The 19,228-nt window shown below is 64.3% G+C and carries 16 protein-coding genes and 1 pseudogene; 11 read left to right on the forward strand and 6 right to left on the reverse strand.

The window, feature by feature from the left end; all coding sequences use genetic code 11:
* The 4 genes from ACQREB_RS02725 to ACQREB_RS02740 all read right to left on the reverse strand — a co-directional run bounded on the left by ACQREB_RS02725 (position 1) and on the right by ACQREB_RS02740 (position 5,065).
* Positions 1-999, reverse strand: coding sequence for an N-acetylglucosamine kinase (locus ACQREB_RS02725; protein ID WP_427765002.1), 999 nt, complete (start codon positions 997-999; stop codon positions 1-3).
* 118 nt (positions 1,000-1,117) lie between these two features.
* Positions 1,118-1,534: a hypothetical protein gene (locus ACQREB_RS02730; RefSeq protein WP_427765003.1), complete on the reverse strand. Its 417-nt coding sequence runs from the start codon at positions 1,532-1,534 to the stop codon at positions 1,118-1,120.
* Positions 1,535-1,691: 157 nt separating this feature from the next.
* Entirely contained in the window at positions 1,692-2,912 is a 1,221-nt protein-coding gene (locus ACQREB_RS02735) for a SufS family cysteine desulfurase (RefSeq protein ID WP_427765006.1), read from the reverse strand.
* 137 nt (positions 2,913-3,049) lie between these two features.
* Positions 3,050-5,065 carry a hypothetical protein gene (locus ACQREB_RS02740; protein WP_427765008.1) on the reverse strand — a complete coding sequence of 672 codons (2,016 nt, stop codon included), beginning with the start codon at positions 5,063-5,065 and terminating at the stop codon, positions 3,050-3,052.
* Between the two features lie 109 nt (positions 5,066-5,174).
* On the opposite strand from ACQREB_RS02740, the gene ACQREB_RS02745 reads away from it, so the two are divergent.
* Positions 5,175-5,984: a ribonuclease HII gene (locus tag ACQREB_RS02745; RefSeq protein WP_427765010.1), complete on the forward strand. Its 810-nt coding sequence runs from the start codon at positions 5,175-5,177 to the stop codon at positions 5,982-5,984.
* A gap of 59 nt (positions 5,985-6,043) precedes the next feature.
* Entirely contained in the window at positions 6,044-7,309 is a 1,266-nt protein-coding gene (locus tag ACQREB_RS02750) for a type II secretion system F family protein (RefSeq protein WP_427765011.1), read from the forward strand.
* 69 nt (positions 7,310-7,378) lie between these two features.
* Here the strand turns inward: ACQREB_RS02750 and ACQREB_RS02755 are convergent, their stop codons facing one another.
* Positions 7,379-10,315, reverse strand: coding sequence for a family 20 glycosylhydrolase (locus tag ACQREB_RS02755; RefSeq protein ID WP_427765014.1), 2,937 nt, complete (start codon positions 10,313-10,315; stop codon positions 7,379-7,381).
* Between the two features lie 215 nt (positions 10,316-10,530).
* On the opposite strand from ACQREB_RS02755, the gene hpf reads away from it, so the two are divergent.
* From hpf to ACQREB_RS02775, 4 genes are all read left to right on the forward strand, one after another.
* The gene (gene hpf / locus ACQREB_RS02760) at positions 10,531-10,890 is read left to right on the forward strand and encodes a ribosome hibernation-promoting factor, HPF/YfiA family (RefSeq protein ID WP_427765016.1); all 360 of its coding nucleotides are present in this window, start codon (positions 10,531-10,533) and stop codon (positions 10,888-10,890) included.
* Between the two features lie 107 nt (positions 10,891-10,997).
* Positions 10,998-11,429: a hypothetical protein gene (locus ACQREB_RS02765; RefSeq protein WP_427765019.1), complete on the forward strand. Its 432-nt coding sequence runs from the start codon at positions 10,998-11,000 to the stop codon at positions 11,427-11,429.
* Between the two features lie 102 nt (positions 11,430-11,531).
* Positions 11,532-12,482 carry a ribose-phosphate diphosphokinase gene (locus ACQREB_RS02770; RefSeq protein WP_427765022.1) on the forward strand — a complete coding sequence of 317 codons (951 nt, stop codon included), beginning with the start codon at positions 11,532-11,534 and terminating at the stop codon, positions 12,480-12,482.
* An 82-nt stretch (positions 12,483-12,564) separates the two neighbouring features.
* Positions 12,565-13,305 (forward strand): DNA alkylation repair protein, encoded by a 741-nt coding sequence (locus ACQREB_RS02775; protein ID WP_427765024.1) that lies wholly within the window; start codon positions 12,565-12,567, stop codon positions 13,303-13,305.
* Between the two features lie 330 nt (positions 13,306-13,635).
* Here the strand turns inward: ACQREB_RS02775 and ACQREB_RS02780 are convergent, their stop codons facing one another.
* Positions 13,636-14,163, reverse strand: coding sequence for a peptidylprolyl isomerase (locus tag ACQREB_RS02780; protein WP_427765542.1), 528 nt, complete (start codon positions 14,161-14,163; stop codon positions 13,636-13,638).
* Between the two features lie 232 nt (positions 14,164-14,395).
* On the opposite strand from ACQREB_RS02780, the gene ACQREB_RS02785 reads away from it, so the two are divergent.
* The 5 genes and pseudogenes from ACQREB_RS02785 (at position 14,396) to ACQREB_RS02805 (ending at position 19,214) form a co-directional block, all read left to right on the forward strand.
* Positions 14,396-14,905, forward strand: coding sequence for a GbsR/MarR family transcriptional regulator (locus ACQREB_RS02785; protein ID WP_427765027.1), 510 nt, complete (start codon positions 14,396-14,398; stop codon positions 14,903-14,905).
* 196 nt (positions 14,906-15,101) lie between these two features.
* Entirely contained in the window at positions 15,102-16,649 is a 1,548-nt protein-coding gene (locus ACQREB_RS02790; protein WP_427765030.1) for a lipopolysaccharide biosynthesis protein, read from the forward strand.
* Positions 16,650-16,865: 216 nt separating this feature from the next.
* On the forward strand, positions 16,866-17,789 hold the full coding sequence (locus tag ACQREB_RS02795; RefSeq protein ID WP_427765032.1) for a nitroreductase family protein: 924 nt from the start codon (positions 16,866-16,868) through the stop codon (positions 17,787-17,789).
* 171 nt (positions 17,790-17,960) lie between these two features.
* Positions 17,961-18,128, forward strand: a pseudogene (locus ACQREB_RS02800) (4Fe-4S binding protein); the annotation flags it as partial.
* A gap of 150 nt (positions 18,129-18,278) precedes the next feature.
* On the forward strand, positions 18,279-19,214 hold the full coding sequence (locus ACQREB_RS02805; protein WP_427765545.1) for a Coenzyme F420 hydrogenase/dehydrogenase, beta subunit C-terminal domain: 936 nt from the start codon (positions 18,279-18,281) through the stop codon (positions 19,212-19,214).
* Positions 19,215-19,228 lie beyond the last annotated feature (14 nt).

A 19,228-nucleotide genomic window follows, 5' to 3' on the forward strand; every position in this document is an offset into this window, starting at 1 on the left:
TCAGGCGATCTGGCGGAAGGAATTGCCGAGGCGCAGCTGCACTTCGGGCGTCACCGCGACGCCGCCGAGCGCGAGCGCCTGAATCGCGGCGCCCACGACGGGCTGCAGCTTCGGGCGCACGATCTCGCAGCGCGGGAAGCGCTTTTCCAGCGCCGTGCGGAAGATCGTCGCGCAGGGTTCGTTGAGAATCACGCCGCCCGTGATGCCCAGGCGCAGCGTCTCCGAAGGCATGTCGAGCCTGCGCGCGACGGTCTCGACCATCGTCGCCAGATCGTCCATCGCGCCTTCGAGAATCTTCTTCGCGACCGCGTCGCCGGCGAGATACGCCTCGTCGAGGAAGACCGCGAGCGCGGCGATTTCGTCCTTGCTCATCGGTTCGCCGGGGTGCTTGAGGCTGTCCTGGTGCAGGCGCTGCGAAATCTGCCCGACTTCGGAAATCTGCAGTTCGCGGAAGAACGTGTCCTTCAGCGAAGTGGGTTCGCCGCGCCCGTCCGCCGCGCGCACGGCGGCGGTCAGCCCGCGCCGCGCGAGGTCGAACGCGCCGCCTTCGTCGGAGACGTGGAAGTCGTAGCCGCCGGTCTCCCACTCGCGTCCGTCGTCGGAACGCCCGTAGCACTTCGAGCCCGTTCCCGCGATGAGCACGATGCCGCCGCGCGTCCCGAAGGTCGCCGCGCAGAGCGAGCGCGTGTCGTTTTCGACGCGGAAATTCGCGATCTTCACGTCGTCGAACGCCGCGATCTTCTCGTGGAGCGCGCGCGCGGAAACGCTGTCGTTCACGCCGGAAATGCCGAAGAATCCCGTCTCGAAGACGGGGGGCGTTCCCGCGGACTTCGCGGCGTCCACCACCGCGCGGTGCAGGTTTTCGAGCGCCTTTTCCGCGCCGACGCTGTTGGGATTGGAGGCGCCCGCGAGCGCGTAGCCGCGGCAGATGCCGTCTTCAGAAACGGCGAGCGCACGCGTCTTCGTGCCGCCGCCGTCGATGCCGATGTAGTATTTCATAAACGGGAAGGTTATGGAGGTTATGAAGTGATGGAGTTATGAAAGTTGATTGTTTTTTCGGCGAAAGCGAGCGCGGCGAACTTCATCATGGCTTCGCCCCGCCTCCACGGACGCCGCGTCAGCGCTTCGTCGTCAGAATCTGTCCTTCGACGACGTTCCCGTCGAGCACGCGCCCGCCGACCGTGCGGCGTTCCGCGGTCTCGACGCGCACGCGCGCCGTCGGCGTCAGGTCGAAGCGGCGCACGGAAAGCTCTTCGCCGACGGCGACGCTTTCGCCCGCGTAAAGCTGCGCGACGAACAGGTGCGCCTCGGGATCGCTCATCACAATGATGCCGATCTCGCGGTTTTCGGGAAGACCAGCGTTCTCGACTTCGGCTTCCGCGGCGGAAGCGAAGGCGGCGACGGACGCGACGGCGCGCGCGGCGTCTTCCGTTCCCGCGTCTTTCGCGGGCGCGGGCGTTTCACGGGAAGACGCGCAGCCCGCGGCAAGCGCGGCGCAGAGCGCGAAGGGGAAAAAACGTAAGGAGGAAATCATGACGAAAAAAGTGACGACGTGATGAGGTTATGGAGTTATGGAGTTATGAAGTTATTTGCTTTCCGCGGAACAACGATTTTTTGAAGACTTTTCGGCGAAGCCGAACGCAATGAACTTTCGAAACTTCATAACCGCCATAACTTCATGACTTCGAAGTTCAGAACATCTTTTTGATGCGGACGAGCGCGTCCGCGAACGCGTCGATCTCGGCGAACGTGTTGTAGAACGCGAACGAGGCGCGCACCGTTCCCGCGACGCCCAGCGCCTTCATCAGCGGCATCGCGCAGTGATGGCCGACGCGCACGGCGACGCCGAACGTGTCGAGCAGCGTGCCCAGGTCGCTCGGGTGGACGCCGTCCACGCCGAAGGAGATCACGGAAGCCTTTTCCGGCGCCGTGCCGTAGATCTTCAGCCCGTCGATCGCGCTCAGCTTTTCCGTCGCGTAGGCGAGCAGCGCGGCTTCGTGCGCGGCGGCGGGAACGCGGATCGGCGAAAAATAATCCAGCGCCGCGCCGAGCCCGACGGCGCCGCAGATGTTCGGCGTTCCCGCCTCGAAGCGCTCCGGAATGCCGCGGAAGGTCGTTCCCGCGAAATCGACCTTTTCGATCATGTCGCCGCCGCCCTGATAAGGCGGCATGGCTTCGAGAATTTCCGCGCGCCCGTAAAGCACGCCGATGCCCGTCGGCCCGAAGACCTTGTGCCCGGAAAAGACGAAGAAATCGCAGTCCAGGTCGCGGACGTCGACGACGCCGTGCGCGGCGGACTGCGCGCCGTCCACCAGCGCGAGCGCTCCCGCGGCATGCGCGGCGGCGACGAGCTCCTTCACCGGGTTGACGGTGCCGAGCGCGTTGGAGACGTGCGCGACGCCGACGATCTTCGTGCGCGGCGAAAGCAGATTTTTCCACGCCGCGACGTCGAGCGAGCCGTCCGGCAGAATCGGCGCGGCGACGATTTTCGCGCCCGTGCGCTCGGCGATCAGCTGCCACGGCACGATGTCGGCGTGGTGCTCCAGCGTCGTGAGCAGGATTTCGTCGCCCGCGCGCAGATTTTTCGCGCCCCAGCTCGCGGCGACGAGATTGATCGCCTCCGTCGCTCCGCGCGTGAAGACGCATTCCCGCGGTTCGCGCGCGTTGATGAACGCGGCGACGCGTTCCCGCGCCCGCTCGAACGCGAGCGTCGCGGACGCGCTCAGATGATACAGTCCGCGGTGAATGTTCGCGTTGGAGCACGCGTAAAAATCGGCGACGGCGTCGATGACGCGCCGCGGCTTCTGGGCGGTCGCGGCATTGTCCAGATACACGAGCGGGCGTTTTCCCATGCGCGTCGCGAGCAACGGGAAATCGGCTCGAATTTTCTCTACGTCAAATGATTCGGACACAGTGCGGGAAAGTTTCTCACTCGCCCGCCCGCTTCGCAACCGATAATTTCGCCCCTCCCGCCGCGAGCGCGCGCGAAAAAAAATCCCCGGCGGGAACGACCCGTCGGGGATTTTTCGCGAAGGCGCGAGAACGCGCCTCACTGCTTCGCGGCGTCGAGGACGAGCACCTGCAGCGGCTCGAGCTCGACGAAGATTTCCTTCGCCGCGGGAACGACGCGGGACTTGAAGAGCTCCGCCTCGTCCGCGTAGGCGGCGGACAGCCTGTATTTCGCGGAGGTTTCGGACTTCGGGAGCTCGAACGCCTCGGCGAGCGAGAATCTGATCTTCTTCTTTTCCGCGGAGGAATTGCGCAGGTAGAGCGTGCCGTCGCCGGCGCGCCACGCCGCGAACAGGTAGGCCTCCTTCGAGGTCGGATTGCCCTTCACCCAGTGCACGTCCACGAGCGTCTTGGCGTGTTTTTTCGCCCACTTCACCGATTCCGCGAGCTGGTCCCAGAACGGCGTTCCCGCGACCATCTTGTAGTCCACGTAGATTTCCTGCAGGTTCGGGCCGAGCGCGAAGTAGGAGCGGATTTCGCGCTTCATGTCCGTTCCCGCCTCGGCGCAGTCCTTGCCCTGGAACTGCGAGCCGAGGACGATCCCGTGGTGCATCGCGGAGTTGAGCGGGTAGAGCTCGCACTTTTTCGAGAAGCAGTTGATCGCCTCCTGGTCGCGGAACGTCATCCACTGGTCGCGCTTGTCGCCCACGTCCTTGCAGTACCAGAAGACGTCGGCGGTGCCGTTGCGCCAGGTGCAGTCGATGTGGTTGAGCCAGAACGGCGACGGCCAGGTGCCGACGGTGACGTTGAGGAAGAGCTTCGGGTTCGCCTTGCGCAGCTCGCCGGCGATTTCGCAGAGGCGCATGAAGTGCATCGACGCGCCCTCGCCCGCCTTGTCCCACTTGAAGTAGTTCACGCCGTCCTTCTTCACGAGGTCGGTGCATTTGCCGAGAAACCACTTGCAGTAAAGCGGGTCGGCGAGGTCGAACGCCTCGGCGTCCGGCGCGAGCCCGCCGATCTTCTTCGCGCTCGCGATGCGCTTGTCCGTGTCGAAATAACCGCCCAGCGGCGAAATCCAGATGCCGAAGTTGGACTTGTATTTCTTCGCCGTCTTCGTGAGGTTTTTGAAGCCGTTGGGGAACTTCGCGGGCGTGGGCGACCAGAGCTCGCCCGTGACCGGGTAGTCCCAGCCGTCGTCGAGCACGACGGAATCGAGCGTCACGCCGCGCGCGCCGAGCTCCTTGCCGTACGCCTCGAAGCTGGCGAGAATCTTTTCCTCGGTCGGGTTCAGCCCGTAGTCGTACCAGCAGTTGTAGTGGAGAAAATGCTGCGAGGGCGCGGCGCGTTCGCGTTCGAGGTAGTAGTTGAACGCGCGGCGGCGCTGATCCTTCGGGAAATACCCGAGCATGGAGGAGAATTTCAGCTCGGACTTCGGCGCGAGCGTCAGATTCACCGGCAGAGTGAGCGCGACCGTCCTGGCGTCGATTTTTTCGAGCTTGAAGTTCGGCGACTCGATGCCGCCGATCACGTCGTCGGCGAACGCGACGGGCGCGCCCGCGACCTTGCCGACGGTCTTCGCCGCCTCCGCGTCGTCGAGCGCGAACGTGCCGAAGCGCAGCGACGTGAGCTTCAGCGGCTTCGTTCCCGCGTTCACGAGCTTGAACGTCTGCGAGACGTAGGGCGATTTTTCGCGGAGCGTCGCCGACCATTCGACCTTGAGCCCGCTCGCCTTGTCCTCAAAAAGGCGGGAAAGCACCTTGCCCTGCTCCGCCAGCGCGTCCGCGTGGCGCACGGCTTTTTTCGGCGCCTTGAAGTCCGAGGCGGAAACGGCGCCCGCCGCGAACGTCGCCCACTTTCCGTCGATCTGGACGGAAACGAGCTCCTTCGCCTTCAGTTTCTTCAGCGAAGCCTTCGGGAACGAGAACGTGCCGGAAGAGACGTTGAAGCCCGCGAGCGCGTTCTTGATTTCGCTCGGCGTTCCCGCGAGCCTGCCGAAGCCGTCCGGCGACGTCCAGTCGACGGGAACGTCCCCGAGCTTCGTGATTTCTCCCGAGAACGCCGTCAGCGACGCCAACGCCAGTCCGCCCAATGCGGCGAGTATAGGTGATTTAACCATGACGGCGCATCATACGCGCTCCCGCCCGTCCCCGCAACCGCAGAAACCGGAAATCGCGGCGGGCTCGCGGCTTGCGTCCGCGGGCGCTTCGCGTTAGGCTTCGCCGTAAATGGCTTCGCGTTCGCTCATCAGATACGACCTCAGACGGCTCGGCGACGCGCCGGGAATCGTCGGCGTGGACGAAGCCGGGCGCGGCTGTCTCGCCGGCCCCGTCGTCGCGGGCGCGGTGTGGGCGCTCCGCGGCTTCTACGAAGTCTCCACACCCGTCCGCCGCGCGGCGTTCATCAACGACTCCAAAAAACTTTCGCCCGAAACGCGCGAGGAAGTCTTCGCGCTCGTCGAGCACTGGGAAAAGTCCGGCGCCCTGATTTTTTCCGCGGGAACGGCGAGCGTGCGCGAAATCGACGAGCACAACATCCTCGGCGCCTCGAAGCTCGCGATGCAGCGCGCCGTCGCCGGCGTGCTCGAAAAATTCTCCGCGCGCGCTCCCGCAGGAACGCCCTGCCCCTTCGCGAGCGCGGGCGCGGACGACGCGCCGCTCTTCTGCAAAGGCACCGCGTTCCCGCTGATGCTCGTGGACGGGCGCCCGCTCACGTCCTTCGCGTGGCGGCACGAAGGGCTTGTCAAGGGCGACGCGACGAGCCTCGCCGTCGCGCTCGGCTCCATCGTCGCCAAGGTCACGCGCGACCGCCTCATGCGGGAACTCGACGCGGAATTTCCCGGCTACGGCTTCGCGACGCACAAAGGCTACGGCACCGACGCGCACGTCGCCGCGATTCTCGAGCGCGGCGTCACGCCGCAGCACCGCACGCTGTTTCTGCGGCACCTCGCCGCGACGTCGCCGCACGCGATCGCGGGGCTGGAGCACGTTTTCCGGCAGGAGGATTCCGCGCCGCCGCAGAGCGAATTCAATTTCTGAGGACGAAACTTTTTCGCCCGCGTCGCGTTTTTCGAATACATTCAATCCGCCGCAATCCCGTGCCCGCGTTCGATTACACAGCCCAGACCGCCTCCGGCGAAACCGCGTCGGGAACTCTCGAAGCGCCCGACCGCCGCGCCGCCGCGCAGCGTCTCGCCCGCCGCGGACTCTCGCCGACGCGCCTCGTTCCCGCGGACGCCTCCGGGAACGCCGCCCCGAAAGCCGTTCCCGCGGAGCCGCTTTCCGACGTCGCCGAAGACCATCCCGCCCTGCGCAGAAAACGTCTTTTCGGCGCGCACCCGATCGCGCGCAGCTTCATGGAAAAGCTCCACTCGCTCATGTCGAGCGGGCTTCCCGCGGGCGACGCCGTCAAGCTGCTCGGACAGCGCGTCTCCGATCCGCCGCTGCGCGCCCTGTGCGCGCGCGTCTGGCGCGACCTCTCCGAAGGGCTTTCGCTCGCGGGCGCGATGGCGCGCTTCCCCGCGCTCTTCGAAGCGCCCGACGTGCGTCTCGTCGAGGCGGGCGAAGCCGCGGGAACGCTCGCGCCCGTCGTGAAGCGCCTGCTCGACCACTACGCCGCGCGCGAAGGCCTGCGCGCGAAAATCCTCGCGAGCATGATCTACCCGCTGTGCATCATCGCGCTCGCGTGCGCGGTCATCGCCCTTTTCGTGTTTTTCCTGATGCCGATGCTGCAGGACATGATGACGAAGCTCGGCGGCGAGATGAACGTGTTCACGCGCGTGCTCGTCGGGCTTTCCGAGGCGCTGCTCTACGGCGCGCCGCTCACCGCGCTCGCGCTCGTCATCGCGTATTTTTCGCTGCGGAGCTGGCGCGAAAGCGAGGAAGGCCGCGCGAAGACCGACGCGTGGATTCTGCGCACGCCGCTCGTCGGCGGCATCGTCGCCCACGTCGAGGCGGCGCGCCTGTGCTCGCTCGTCTCGACGCTGTTGGAAAACGGGCTGAACACGCCCGACGCGCTGCGCATGGCGGAACGCGCTTCCGCCAACCGCGTCGAAGGCGGCCGCATCGCCGCCGCGCGCCGACTCATCTCCGACGGCGCGTCCTTCGCGAACGCCTTCCGCCGCCACGACGTGCTGCCGCAGATCGATCTCGACGTCGTCGCCGTCGGCGAATCTTCGGGAACGCTGCCCGCCGCGTTCCGCCAACTCGCCGAGGAGCACGAGAAATCGCTCGACGCCGCGCTGCGCCGCCTCGTCGCGACGCTTTCCGCCGCGCTGCTCGGCTCCGCCGTCGCGATCGTCTTTCTCTGCCTGCTCAGCATCGTGCTCACGATTCTTTCCGTCTCCCAGTCCGCCGCCCGCTGAGCGACGGCGCAAAAAAAGCGTTCCCGCGAAACGGACGGGAACGCTTTTTTGACGAACGGGCGGGAACGCTCACTTCGCGCGGAGGGGGTAGATTTCCGCGAGGGTGCCGTAGCCGCCGACGCCGTCGAGGATGACGAGCTTCAGCGCGGTCGCCGTGCGCGGAGACGCGAACGCGATTTTCTTCAGCGCGCGCGAGGGATTTTCGTCCGCGAACTCGCTGACTTTCTCCCAAGCGCCGTCGCCGTTCTTCGCGAAAAGCTCGGCGCGCTTCACGTTCCCGTTGTCGCCGCTCTGCCGCGGCAGGAAGGCGAAGCCCGAGAGCGCGGTCGGCTTCGCGAGCTCGACGACGATTTCGAACGGCGGCGCGTCGCGGGTCGGCGCGTAGCGGCTGTGCCAGTAGGTGTCCGTGTCCTCGTCGACGAGCGCGGAGGCGTCGCCGTCGGCGCCCTTGCCGTGTTCGCTGCTGGCGGAGACGCCGCGGATCTCGTCGGCGGGAACGGCGTCTTCCGTGCCGGGCTCGACGATGCGGGCGATCTTCAGCGAGGCGATTTCGACGTTGCCGCCCGCCGCGCCGATGGTTTCGAGCGGGAACACGAAGGTCGAATACTTATGCGATTCCGGGAACGCGTCGCGCACGGGCGAGCCGATTTCGACGCCGTCGGCGAAGAGCGTCAGCGTGCGGTTTTTCGCGACGAGCCGGAGCGCGACTTCTCGGTCCACGGGCAGCGCGTAGTCGAACGCGTAGCTCCACGTGTCTCGCGTGATGCCGACCTTGCCGTCCTGCGCGCGCACGGCGAGGAACGTTCCCGCCGGGCCGGAGAAGATCGTCTGCGCGCCGACGGATTCGCCGACGCGTTTCACGCGGAATTCCGCGACGTAGTCCGGTGCGAAGCCCGCGAAGCCGGTGGCGACGCTTTCGCCCGCGGGAACGGGCTCGGCGAGCTCGAACGCCGCTTCTCCCGCGGCGTTCTTCACGGAGTATTCCGGATTCGTCAGCGGCGGGAACGCGACGGCCTTGACCAGGCGCATGAAGTCGCGGTAAGACGCGTCTTCGCCGGAGTTCCAGGTCTTTTCGGCGAAGACGGCGCAGCTTTTGCGGATGCGGTCGAAGAGGTCGAAATCCGTCAGCCCCTTGTCGCGGCGGAACGAATTGTCGTTCCAGAGCGCCCACTGCGCGCCGAGCATTTTCGGCATGCCGGGAACGACGCCGACGAAGTCGAACGTGTGCGGGTGCCACGTCTGCGAGTAGAGCCGAGGCAGGTTCAGCAGGTCGCCGTAGCCGCCGACGTTGCCGATGCCGTTGGGCACGACGTAGCTCGTCGCGTCCACGATGTTGACGAGGTCGAAGCCGTGCTCCAGCGCGAGATTCGGGTCCTGCCAGCCGAGATTCCACACGTCGATCTGCGCGCCCGTGCCGTCCACGGGCGTCTTGCCTTTCTTCACGGAAAGGCTGCCCCAGAGGCGCGGCGTGCGCCCGCGCGACTTCACGTATTTGAGCATCGCGTCGGCGAACGCGCGGTAGTCCTCGGCGTTCCCGTAATACTCGTCCGTGCCGATGTGCACGACGGCGTCGCGGAACACGGGCGGCTCGCCGTTCTTGCCCGGGAGCAGGTATTCGTCGAAGACGGACTGCACGAACGCGAGCGTCTCCTCGCGGAACGTCCTGCCCGTGGCGGGATCGAAGACGGCGTCGGACGCGTCGAGCATCGCCGTGCGCTCCACGTCGTGCGGCTTGGTGACGGCTCCGCGGTACATCAGCTCGGGGCGGACGCGGACGAAGCTCATCGCGTGCCCGGGAACGTCGAGCTCGGGAACGATGTTCACGCCGTAGAGCTTCGCCTCGTCCATGAGCACGCCGAATTCCTTTTTCGTGTAAAAATGGTCGGGCGCGGTGAGCGGCGTGCCGTCCTTGCCGACGACGTCGGATTCGAGGCGGAACGCGGTCGGCGCGGCGGCGAGCACTTCGGCGGCCGCGGCGGATTTCTGCTCGGCGGAGGCGTCCTTGCCGTTCGGCGTCGCCGTGTATTCGTGCAGCCAGATGTAATTGTCGTTCAGATGCAGCTGGAAGTCGTTCAGCTTGTAGTAGGACATCGTGCGCATCACGTCGCGCACCGCCTTCAGCGACGCGGGCTTGCGGCCGACGTCGTACATGAAGCCGCGCAGCGGATACTGCGGATAATCGACCGCGAAGCCGCACGGGAACGTGTTTTCATGGCGGCGGAAGACCTGAAGAATCGTGCGCGTGCCCCAGAACGCGCCGAGCGGATCCGAGGCGGCGACGACCAGCGCGTCTTTCACGGAAGCGATGCCGTAGCCTTCCTTGCCGAGGAACGCGATTTCGGGATTCTCCGGAGCGACGATGAGAACGATGTCCGCCTTGCCGCCGCGCGCCTTGTCGAGCACCGGCACTTCGCGGCCGAAGATTTCGGAAAGCTCCGCCGCGAAAAGTTCCGCGCGTTCCCGCAGTGAGGGCTCGCCGACGTCCGCGACGGACGCGGGAACGACGACCGCGAAATCTTCCGCGGGAACGAACGCGCCTTCGCCGCCGAACCATTCCTGCAGCGCGGGAACGACGGCGGGCTTGGCGTTGCGCGCCGCGACGGCGGGCGCCTTCGCGAAATTCGCGTCCACGGGAACGGCGACCTCGAACGTTGCCGTCTGCGCCGTCGCGCCGGAGGCGTCGCTCAGCGCGAACGTGAGCTTCGTCGTCTTGGGCGAAATCGGGCGGCGGATTTTCCCGTCGAACCCGACGAGCTGCTCGTAGGTCGTGCCGACGATCTTCGCGCTCACGCCCGCGGGAAGATTCCTGTAGGCGAGCGTCTCGCCGGAGAGGTCGAGATTGTTTTCCGGCGAAAACGCCTTCGCGAGTTCCGCGACGGAGACCGCGGGCGCGGCGGCGGCGTCCTGCGCGAGCGCGGGAACGGCGCCGAAGGGAAGATTTTCCGCGCCGGCGAATCCGGCGAGAGCGAGCGCCGCGAGCGCGGCGGCAAGGGTCGTGTCTTTCATGCGTTGTTTTTTCTGAGGATTCTGGAGGTATCGAAAGCGCGCATCTTACGCAATCCGCGCCCGCATTTCAAGCGCGCGGCGGGAACGCGTTATAGTGTTGAGTTTCGGCGCGTTTTCTGCTCCAATGAAGACAGTTCGGGAAATTCCCGGATTCTTGCCCCGGAAGACGGGACAAGCTCCTAAACCCCAAACCACAGGAGTAAAACACAATCCCCATGAACGGAAAAATCAACATCAGCGGCATCAACCTCGATCTGACGGACGCGCTCAAGAACTACGTCACCGAAAAAGCTTCGAAGCTCTTCGAGCACAACGACCGCATCATTCGAGCCAATTTTGAACTGGAATTCATCCCGACGAAGGATCCGAAGAACTCTTTCGTCGCCAAGGCCTCCCTCGAAATCCCGGGTCCGAACATCATTCTTTCCATCACCTCCGACGACCTCTACAAGTCGATCGACGAGCTGATGGACAAGCTGATCCGCCAGATCCGCCGGGCGCACCGCCTCGAAAAGGAAAAGCGGAACCACCCGCAGGAAATCGAAATCGGCGACGACATTCCGAAGACGAAATGAGCCTTCGCCGCGAAAAGTCCGTTCCCGCCGCGGGAACGGGCTTTTTTCGTTTGCCAAGTCCCCGAAAAAAAATTCTGATAACGCCAAGTTTTCCAACGCAAAATTCCATGAAAAAATTCCTTACCGTTTCTCTCCTCGCCGCCGTCGCGGCGCTTTCCGGCTGCGTTTCGACCACGGTCGACGTGCCGGAGGAAAAGTTCCGCTCCGAAGCGAAGTGGACCGGGCGCACGCTCGAAAACGTCCGCTACTACGGCGTCTCCGCCGAAGAAATCCGCGAGGCCGCCATCAAGGCGATCCGCAGCCTCAATCTCTATTACGCGGGCGACACGCCGGGCCGTTCCGGCTACGAGCTCTACGCCTGCGGACCGCGCTTCACGAAGATCACGATCGACGTGACGCTGCGCGCGCCGAAGGCCGGCAAGAACGACCTCGAAACGCCGCCGCAGTACGTCGAGGTCGCCGTCGTCTACGGCACCATGGGCGACAAGGAAAAGTCCCGGGAACTCGTTTCCCTCATCACGAAGAATCTCGGCAGATAAGAACCGGGCCTCGTCGGAGAAAAAACTGCGGGAACGCTCCCGCGGTTTTTTAATTTACCGCGCGGCGCTTCGAGCGTATCATCGCATTTCTTTCCTTCAAACATGTCCGAATCTCCCATGAAAATATTCACCGGCAATGCCAATCCCGCGCTCGCGCGCGAAATCTGCGAAACCATCGGCGTCCCCCTCGGCGAGGCCGACGTCACGCCGTTCCCGGACGGCGAGACCTTCGTGCAGATCAAGGAAAACATCCGCGGCTGCGACGTCTTCGCGATTCAGCCCACGTGCAATCCCGCCAACGATCACCTGATGGAACTGCTCATCATGATCGACGCGATGAAGCGCGCCTCCGCGAAACGCATCACCGCAGTCATTCCCTTCTTCGGCTACGCCCGCCAGGACCGCAAGGACCGCCCGCGCGTGCCGATCACGGGCAAGCTCGTCGCCAACCTGCTCACCGCCGCGGGAGCGAACCGCGTCCTCGCGCTCGACCTCCACGCCCAGCAGATTCAGGGCTTCTTCGACATTCCCGTCGATCACCTCTTCGCCTCGCCAGTCTTCTACGACTACATCAAAGACAAGCCCTTCCTGAAGGACGCGACCGTCTTCTCGCCGGACATCGGCGGCATGAAGGCCGCGAGCGCCGTCGCCAACCTGCTCGACCTGCCGATCGGCTTCGTCGCCAAGCGCCGCGTCTCCGCGACGACCGTGCAGTCCACCAACCTCGTCGGCGAAGTCGAAGGCCGCAACATCATTCTCGTGGACGACATGACGGAAACGGCGGGAACGCTCTGCTCCGCCGCGAAGCTGCTCCGCGAAAACGGCGCGAAGTCCGTGCGCGCGCTCGTCAGCCACTGCATGCTCAACGAAATCGCGTACCAGCGCCTCGCCACCGGCGCGCTCGACGAAATCATCACGACGAATTCCGTTCCCGTGGATTCGCGCGGGCTGCCGATCACGGTGCTCTCCGTCGCCAAGCTCATCGGCGAAGCGATTCAGCGCATCCACTCGAACAGCTCCGTCACGAGCCTCTTCAAGATCAAGGGCTACTGAGGAAAGAGAGCTTAAAGATCAAAGAAAGGCGTTCCCGCGGAAAAACTCGCGGGAACGCCTTTTTCGTGCGAAAATGCGGAGCATGAAAAACGCCGCGCAACAGATTCTCGACGCCCTGAAGGCCGCGGGAACGCCGGAAAAAGCCGCCGTCCTGCGGCGCTTCTTCAAGACCGGTCCCGGTGAATACGGCGAAGGCGACCGCTTTCTCGGCGTGACCGTTCCCGCGACGCGCGCGGTCGCGAAGGCGCACGCGGACGCGCCGTTCGCCGAGCTCGAAAAACTGCTGGAAAATCCTTTTCACGAGGCGCGCCTCTGCGCCCTGCTCGTTCTCGTCGAGCGTTTCCGCGCCGCGAAACGCGACGCGCGGGAACGCCGCCGCGTCTTCGAATTCTACCTGGCGCACGCGAGACGCTGCGACAACTGGGATCTCGTCGATCTGACGGCGCCGAAAATCGTCGGCGAATTTCTCGCCGAAAGCCCGGACGCGCCCGAAGCGGATCCTCGGGAACGCGAAAAGCTGCTCTTCCGGCTCGCGGAAAGCGACTGTCTCTGGGAACGGCGCATCGCCGTCGTCTCCGCGCTCGCCTTCATCCGTCGCGGTGATTTTTCGATCACGTTTCGGCTCGCGGAAAAGCTCGCGACGGACGCGCACGACCTGATGCGCAAGGCGAACGGCTGGATGCTGCGCGAAGTCGGCAAGCGTTCCCGCGCCGCGCTCACGGCGTTTCTGGAGACGCGAGCGGCGACGCTCCCGCGCACGACGCTGCGCTATGCGATCGAGCATTACGCGCCCGCCGAGCGCACCCGCTGGCGCTCGCTGTGAACGCGCGCGATTCCGAGAAGAATTTTCGGCGCAAGTCAAGCAAACAATCATTACATTTTTTTAATGTTTGATCGCTTGCTTTTCGACTCGGAAAAGGGTTGCCTGTAAATCGGAAACGCGGCGCGGACGCGACAAGCTTTCGCGCGGCAATCTGACGGACGCCGCGCGTTCTCCGGTCTCTATCAGGCTGGCGCCGTCCGGGCGCGTCTAACGACGCGTCCGGACGGTTTTTCTCTTCCGAAACCGCCCTTCCTCGCCCCCCCCTCTCTTTTCCCCGCAAAAAAACGCCGCCGGGGACGAACCTCGGCGGCGTTTTCGGAAGCAGGCGGCTTATTTCGCGGTCTTCGCTTCGGCGGCGGGAACGATCTTCACGCTCACCAGCGCCTTGCGCTCGATCGGCGAAGAACGCTCCGGACCCGTGCACGGCACGGACGCGATTTTTTCGAGCACTTCGTCGCCCGAGACGAGCTCGCCGAACGCCGTGTACTGGCGGTCGAGAAAACGCGCGTCGCCGTGGCAGATGAAGAACTGCGAGCCCGCGCTGTCCGGATGCTGCGAACGCGCCATCGAGATGACGCCGCGCACGTGCGGCTTAGTGTTGAACTCGGCGCGGATGCAGTAGCCCGGTCCGCCCGTGCCCCAAAGCGCGCGCTTGGACGCGTCCTTCGTGAGCGGATCGCCGCCCTGGATCATGAATCCCTTGATGACGCGGTGGAACGCCGTGCCGTCGTAAAAGCCTTCGCGGGCGAGCTTTTTGAAATTTTCGACGGTTTTCGGCGCGACCTCGGGCCAAAAACGAATCACCATTTCGCCGTCGCTTGTCGTCAGCACGGCAACTTCTTCTGTTTCGTTGTTCATAACTTTTTGCTTGGAAAAATCGTTCGCGGGAACGCCGGTCTCGACGGCTCCCCGCTCGGAACACGCGGCGAACAGCGCGACGGAAAGCGCGGCGACGCCGACGCGGAAAAATGCGGAAATCTTCATGCCGCCATTTCACGGCTTCGCGGGAAGGCTGGCAAGGCAGAAAACGCCCGCCGCGCCGCGCTTTTCCGCTTGCGCGGCTCCCCCGAAAAATTCAAATTGTTTAAAAATGTCAAAAACAAATGACACAAATGAAGAATCGCCCGCGCCCGCGCTGGAGGCGTGGGAGCTCGCCGTGGTGGACGTGTTCGTGCGCGCGGCGGACATGTTCGGCATGCGCCGCAGCGTCGGCATGGTGTACGGCGCGCTTTACTGCGCGCGCGAGCCGATTTCGACTCAGGCGCTGCAGGACCGCCTCGCGCTTTCCCGCGGCGCCGTCGTCGAAGCCCTGCAGTTTCTGCGTCGGCTCGGCGCCGTGCGCGTTCACCTGAAGATCGGCGAACGGCGCGACTTCTTTTCCGCGGAGACCGATCTGAAGAAATTCGCGCGCGGCTTTCTGAAGGAAATCCTCGAGCCCGCGCTCGAAAAGGCGGAAATCCGCCTCGAACAGGCGCGCGACTCCGCGGGAACGGCCTCCGCCGCGACTTCCGATTTCGCGCGTTCCCGCATCGACGAACTCGCCCGCCGCAAAGCCCGCTTCGCGGAAATTCTTCCCCTCCTCGAAAACCTCCTCGACTGACGCGGAAAAAGGAACCACGAATGGACGCGAATTTCCACGAAATCATTTCCTTCCGAGGAAGCGACTTTCCAGTCGCTTTTCGGAAACCATTTTCAAAGAAATTTCTTTCGGAGGGCTTCCGCCAAGCGACAGGAAAGTCGCTTCCCCAAAAGCGTTCCCGCGAGGCTGACCTGCGGAAAATTCTCTTAGACCGCTCATGAACGTCTCCGAAAACAACCGCCGCATCGCCAAGAACACGCTCGTGCTCTACGCGCGCATGGCGTTCACGATGTGCCTGGGCGTGTTCACGACGCGCGTTCTGCTGGGCGCGCTCGGCGTCACGGACTACGGACTCGTGAACGTGCTCGCCGGCGTCGTTTCGATGTTCGGATTCCTTTCGGGGACGATGTCCACGGCGTGTTCCCGCTTCTTCAACTTCGAGCTCGGACGCAAGGACTTCGTCCGGCTGAAGCAGACCTTCAACCTCACGCAGATGATATACGTCGGTCTCGTCGTCGTGCTGCTTCTGCTTTCGGAGACGGTCGGGCTTTGGTTTTTCGAGAACAAGGTCGTCGTTCCGCCGGAGCGCGCGGACGCGGCGTTCTGGTTTTTCCAGTTTTCCGTCTTCACGTTTCTGCTGAGCACGCTTTCGATTCCGTATTCTTCGCTGATCGTTTCTCACGAAAACATGAAGGCGTTCGCGTGGATCACGATCTTCGAGGCGTCCGCGCGTCTCGGCATCATTTACCTGCTTTCGCTTTCGAGCTTCGACCGGCTCGCGTTCTACGGCGCGCTGATGATGCTGGTCGGCGTCGTGCATTTTTCGCTGAACTGGCTGGTGTGCCGCCGCAGTTACGCGGAATCGCGCACGGGCTTTTTCTGGGAGAAAAAACGCTTCGTCGAGCTCGTCGCCTTCGGCGGCTGGAACCTGTGGGGCGCGATGTCGGGGCTGTTCACCAACGTCTTCATCAACGTTCTTCTGAACAATTACTTCGGTTCCGCCGTGAACGCCGCGCGCGCCGTGGCGCAGCAGGTTTCGGGCGCGGTCACGTCGTTCACGCAGAATTTTCTCACGGCGACGAATCCGCAGATCGTCAAATATTACGCGGCGGGCGAAATCTCGCAGTCGCAGCTGCTCACGATGCGCGCCTCGCGCATGGGCTTTTTCCTGCTTTTCTTCATCGCGCTCCCGGCGTGGCTGCTGATGCCGTTCGTCCTCGAACTTTGGCTCGACCCCGTTCCCGCGCACGCGCTCTGGTTCACGCGGCTGATTCTGATCCAGGTGCTCATCGACGCGTTCTCGTATCCGCTGATGACTCAGGCGCAGGCCTCAGGCAAGGTCGCGCTCTATCAGAGCGTCGTCGGCGGCGTGCTTTGGCTGACGCTCCCGATCGCGTGGGTCGCGCTGCGCTTCTTCGCCGCGCCGCCGGAGTCCGTCGCGTGCGTCTCCATCGGGATTTCCTGCGTATGCCTTTGGCTGCGGCTGATTCTGATCCGGCGCTGCGCGAAGCTCTCCGTCCGCGCTTTCGTGAAAAAAACGCTCGTTCCCGCGGGCCTCGCGGCGTGCGCGGCCGCGGTCGTTCCCGCGGCGCTCGCCCGCTTCGTCGTTCCCGCGCCGGGCTGGACGCAGTTTTTCGTCGTCGGCTTCGCGTGCGTGTTCTGCACCGTTCCCGCGATCGCGCTTCTCGGATTCACGCGCGATGAACGCGACTCGATTTTCAGACTCGTGCGTTCGCGCCTCGAAAAAAGGAGGCTCCGCCGATGAACACGACGCATCTTCCGGAGAAGCGACTTTCCAGTCGCTTCTCGAAAAACTCTTTCAAGGAAATTCCTTTCGGAGGGATTCCGGCAAGCGACAGGAAAGTCGCTTCCCCCAAAGCGTTCCCGCGAACCGCGCGTCTTGGGGGCGAAGACGTCCACGTCTTCGTCGCGGGAACGAAGACAGGAATGTCTTCGCCCCCATATTTTTTTTGAAAATCTCATGAAAAAGAAAATCAGACAACTCCTCAAACGCGTTCCCGGCGTGAAAGCCGTTTACCTGCTCGCGTGCCACCTCATGCTCGACCGCTGGCGCATGCGGGAAATGTTCGCCTACGACCGCGCGCGCTTCCTGAAATTTTCCCCGCATTCCCGCGAAACCAAGGCGGGCGCTCTCGCCTCGATCGTCATGACCTATCACATCGTCGAAAAAGGGCTGACGATGCCGGACATGCGTCTCGGGTTCGGACGCGAAATGCTGCTCGGCCTCGTCGCCGCGCTCAACGATTTCGCCGACCGCTACGGCACGGACGAAGCGCAGTTCCGCGCCGCCGTCGCCGTCGTCGCCGAATACCGCAAGGTGCACGCGGACGCGGGATTCGCGCTCGACGAAGAACGCGTCCGCGCGATCGATTCTCTGCTCGCGCGCGTTCCCGTCGAACCCTCGCGCCAGATCGAGATGACGCGGGAACGCTACTTCGCCGACCTCGACGCGCCGTTCGAGACGTTTTCCGCTTCGCGCCATTCCGTGCGTCATTTCGCGGGAACGGTCTCGCTCGAACAGATCCGCGCCGCCGTCGCGCTCGCGAACAACGCGCCCTCCGCGTGCAATCGCCAATACGTGCGCGTGCACTGCGTGAGCGACCATGAAAAAATCCGCGAATGTCTCGCGCTGCAGAACGGCAACCGCGGGTTCGGTCATCTCGCGGACAAGCTGCTGATTCTCACCGCCGACCTGCGCGCCGTGTGGGGCACGGAGCGCAACGACCTCTTCACGAACGCCGGGATTTATCTGATGAATCTCTGCTACGCGCTGCACAAGAACCGCGTCGCGCACTGCATGCTGAACTGGTCGGTCCCGCCGAAGACGGACCGCGCGCTCCGCCGGCTTTTAAATACCCCCCCCGATTTCTGCATAGCCGTTTAGAAGATTCCGAAACCGTCGTCGTATTCATCGCCTGCGGCGGCGTTCCCGAGAAGTTCAGGCTGGCGTCTTCGCCGCGAAAATCCGTCGAGGAAACGCTTGTGCTTCACTGACTGAAAACCGCGCTTTCGCGGGAACGGGACGTCGCTCCGAGGCGCAACCCGTTCCCGCGAAATGATTGTTCTCCAACGAAAAGAAGATTGCTGCGGCTGCCATGCCTGCGAAACCGTCTGCCCGAAAAACTGCATCGCGATGCGCGAGGATTCCGAGGGATTTCTCTACCCGGAAACCGACGCGTCGCTGTGCGTCGACTGCGGGCTCTGCGAAAAAGTCTGCCCCGTCGTCAACCGCGGGCGCGCGTTCGCGTTTCCTGTTCTTGAGGAACCGGCGGTCTTCGCCGCGCGCTGCGCGAGCGACGGGCTGCGCCTCGCTTCCGCGTCGGGAGGCGCGTTCACGGTGATCGCCGAGCGCGTGATAAGAAACGGCGGCGTCGTGTTCGGCGCGCGCTGGAACTCGGATTTCACCGAGGTCGTGCACGACTTCACGGAAACGCTCGAAGGGCTCGCGGCGTTTCGCGGGAGCAAGTATCTGCAGTCGCGCGTCGGCGGCGCGTTCCGCAAGGCGCGCGAATTTCTGCGCGCCGGACGCGAAGTGATGTTCACGGGAACGCCGTGCCAGATCGCGGGGCTGCGGCGCGCGCTGCGCGCGGATTTTCCGAACCTGCTCGCCGTGGACATCGCGTGCCACAGCGCGCCGTCGCCGAAGGTCTGGCGCGCGTTTTTCGCGGCCCTGCGGGAACGGGAAAAGCTCGGCGCGGTCGCGGACGTGCGCTTCCGCAAAAAAGTTTTTGACGCGAAGCTCGGCGCGTGGAACTGCGCCATGCTTTCGGTCGAGGACGCCTCGGGCGGGGAATTTCTCGCGCCGCTTTACGCGACGCCTTTCGGCAAGGGCTTCGGCTCGGGACTGTTTTCGCGCCCGTCCTGCCACGAGTGCCCGGCGAAGGACCGCACGAGCGGAAGCGACCTCACGCTCGGCGATTTTTGGGGCGCGGAAAAATATTTTCCGGATCTGAAGACGGGCGAAGGACTCTCCGTCGTCGTGTGCGGCACGGCGCGCGGGCGCGCGGCGTTCGAAGCGGCGAAGAGCGGTTTCGGGGTGCTGCGCGAAGCGACCTGGGCGCAGGCCGTTCCCGCGAACGGCGGACTGAAGAACGAAACGCTGCGGCACCCGAAACGGGCGGAATTCTTCGCGGCGTTCGCGCGGGCGGGAACGCCGGGCGAGGCGGCGTGCCTCGTCGCAAAATTCACGCGGACGCCGTTCCCGCGCCGCGTTCGCGCTTTCGCGTTCCGCTGCGCGCGCTTCATTCTCGCCCGCACGGGAACGCTCGCCCTCGCGAAAAAACTTCTGCGCGGAGGAACCCGAGAATGAACGCGCGCCCGCAG

The sequence above is a fragment of the Candidatus Spyradosoma sp. SGI.093 genome (assembly GCF_050314555.1).
In the GTDB taxonomy this organism is placed as follows: Bacteria; Verrucomicrobiota; Verrucomicrobiia; order Opitutales; family UBA953; genus Spyradosoma.

What these genes read in the sequence shown, in the direction of transcription:
- ACQREB_RS02755 (WP_427765014.1), bottom strand. Translation starts at nt 10,315, where the DNA reads ATGAAAGACACGACCCTTGCCGCCGCGCTCGCGGCGCTCGCTCTCGCC.
- ACQREB_RS02785 (WP_427765027.1), top strand. Translation starts at nt 14,396, where the DNA reads ATGTCAAAAACAAATGACACAAATGAAGAATCGCCCGCGCCCGCGCTG.
- ACQREB_RS02740 (WP_427765008.1), bottom strand. Translation starts at nt 5,065, where the DNA reads ATGGTTAAATCACCTATACTCGCCGCATTGGGCGGACTGGCGTTGGCG.
- ACQREB_RS02790 (WP_427765030.1), top strand. Translation starts at nt 15,102, where the DNA reads ATGAACGTCTCCGAAAACAACCGCCGCATCGCCAAGAACACGCTCGTG.
- ACQREB_RS02770 (WP_427765022.1), top strand. Translation starts at nt 11,532, where the DNA reads ATGTCCGAATCTCCCATGAAAATATTCACCGGCAATGCCAATCCCGCG.
- ACQREB_RS02765 (WP_427765019.1), top strand. Translation starts at nt 10,998, where the DNA reads ATGAAAAAATTCCTTACCGTTTCTCTCCTCGCCGCCGTCGCGGCGCTT.
- ACQREB_RS02745 (WP_427765010.1), top strand. Translation starts at nt 5,175, where the DNA reads ATGGCTTCGCGTTCGCTCATCAGATACGACCTCAGACGGCTCGGCGAC.
- ACQREB_RS02780 (WP_427765542.1), bottom strand. Translation starts at nt 14,163, where the DNA reads ATGAACAACGAAACAGAAGAAGTTGCCGTGCTGACGACAAGCGACGGC.
- ACQREB_RS02725 (WP_427765002.1), bottom strand. Translation starts at nt 999, where the DNA reads ATGAAATACTACATCGGCATCGACGGCGGCGGCACGAAGACGCGTGCG.
- ACQREB_RS02730 (WP_427765003.1), bottom strand. Translation starts at nt 1,534, where the DNA reads ATGATTTCCTCCTTACGTTTTTTCCCCTTCGCGCTCTGCGCCGCGCTT.
- ACQREB_RS02775 (WP_427765024.1), top strand. Translation starts at nt 12,565, where the DNA reads ATGAAAAACGCCGCGCAACAGATTCTCGACGCCCTGAAGGCCGCGGGA.
- ACQREB_RS02795 (WP_427765032.1), top strand. Translation starts at nt 16,866, where the DNA reads ATGAAAAAGAAAATCAGACAACTCCTCAAACGCGTTCCCGGCGTGAAA.
- hpf (WP_427765016.1), top strand. Translation starts at nt 10,531, where the DNA reads ATGAACGGAAAAATCAACATCAGCGGCATCAACCTCGATCTGACGGAC.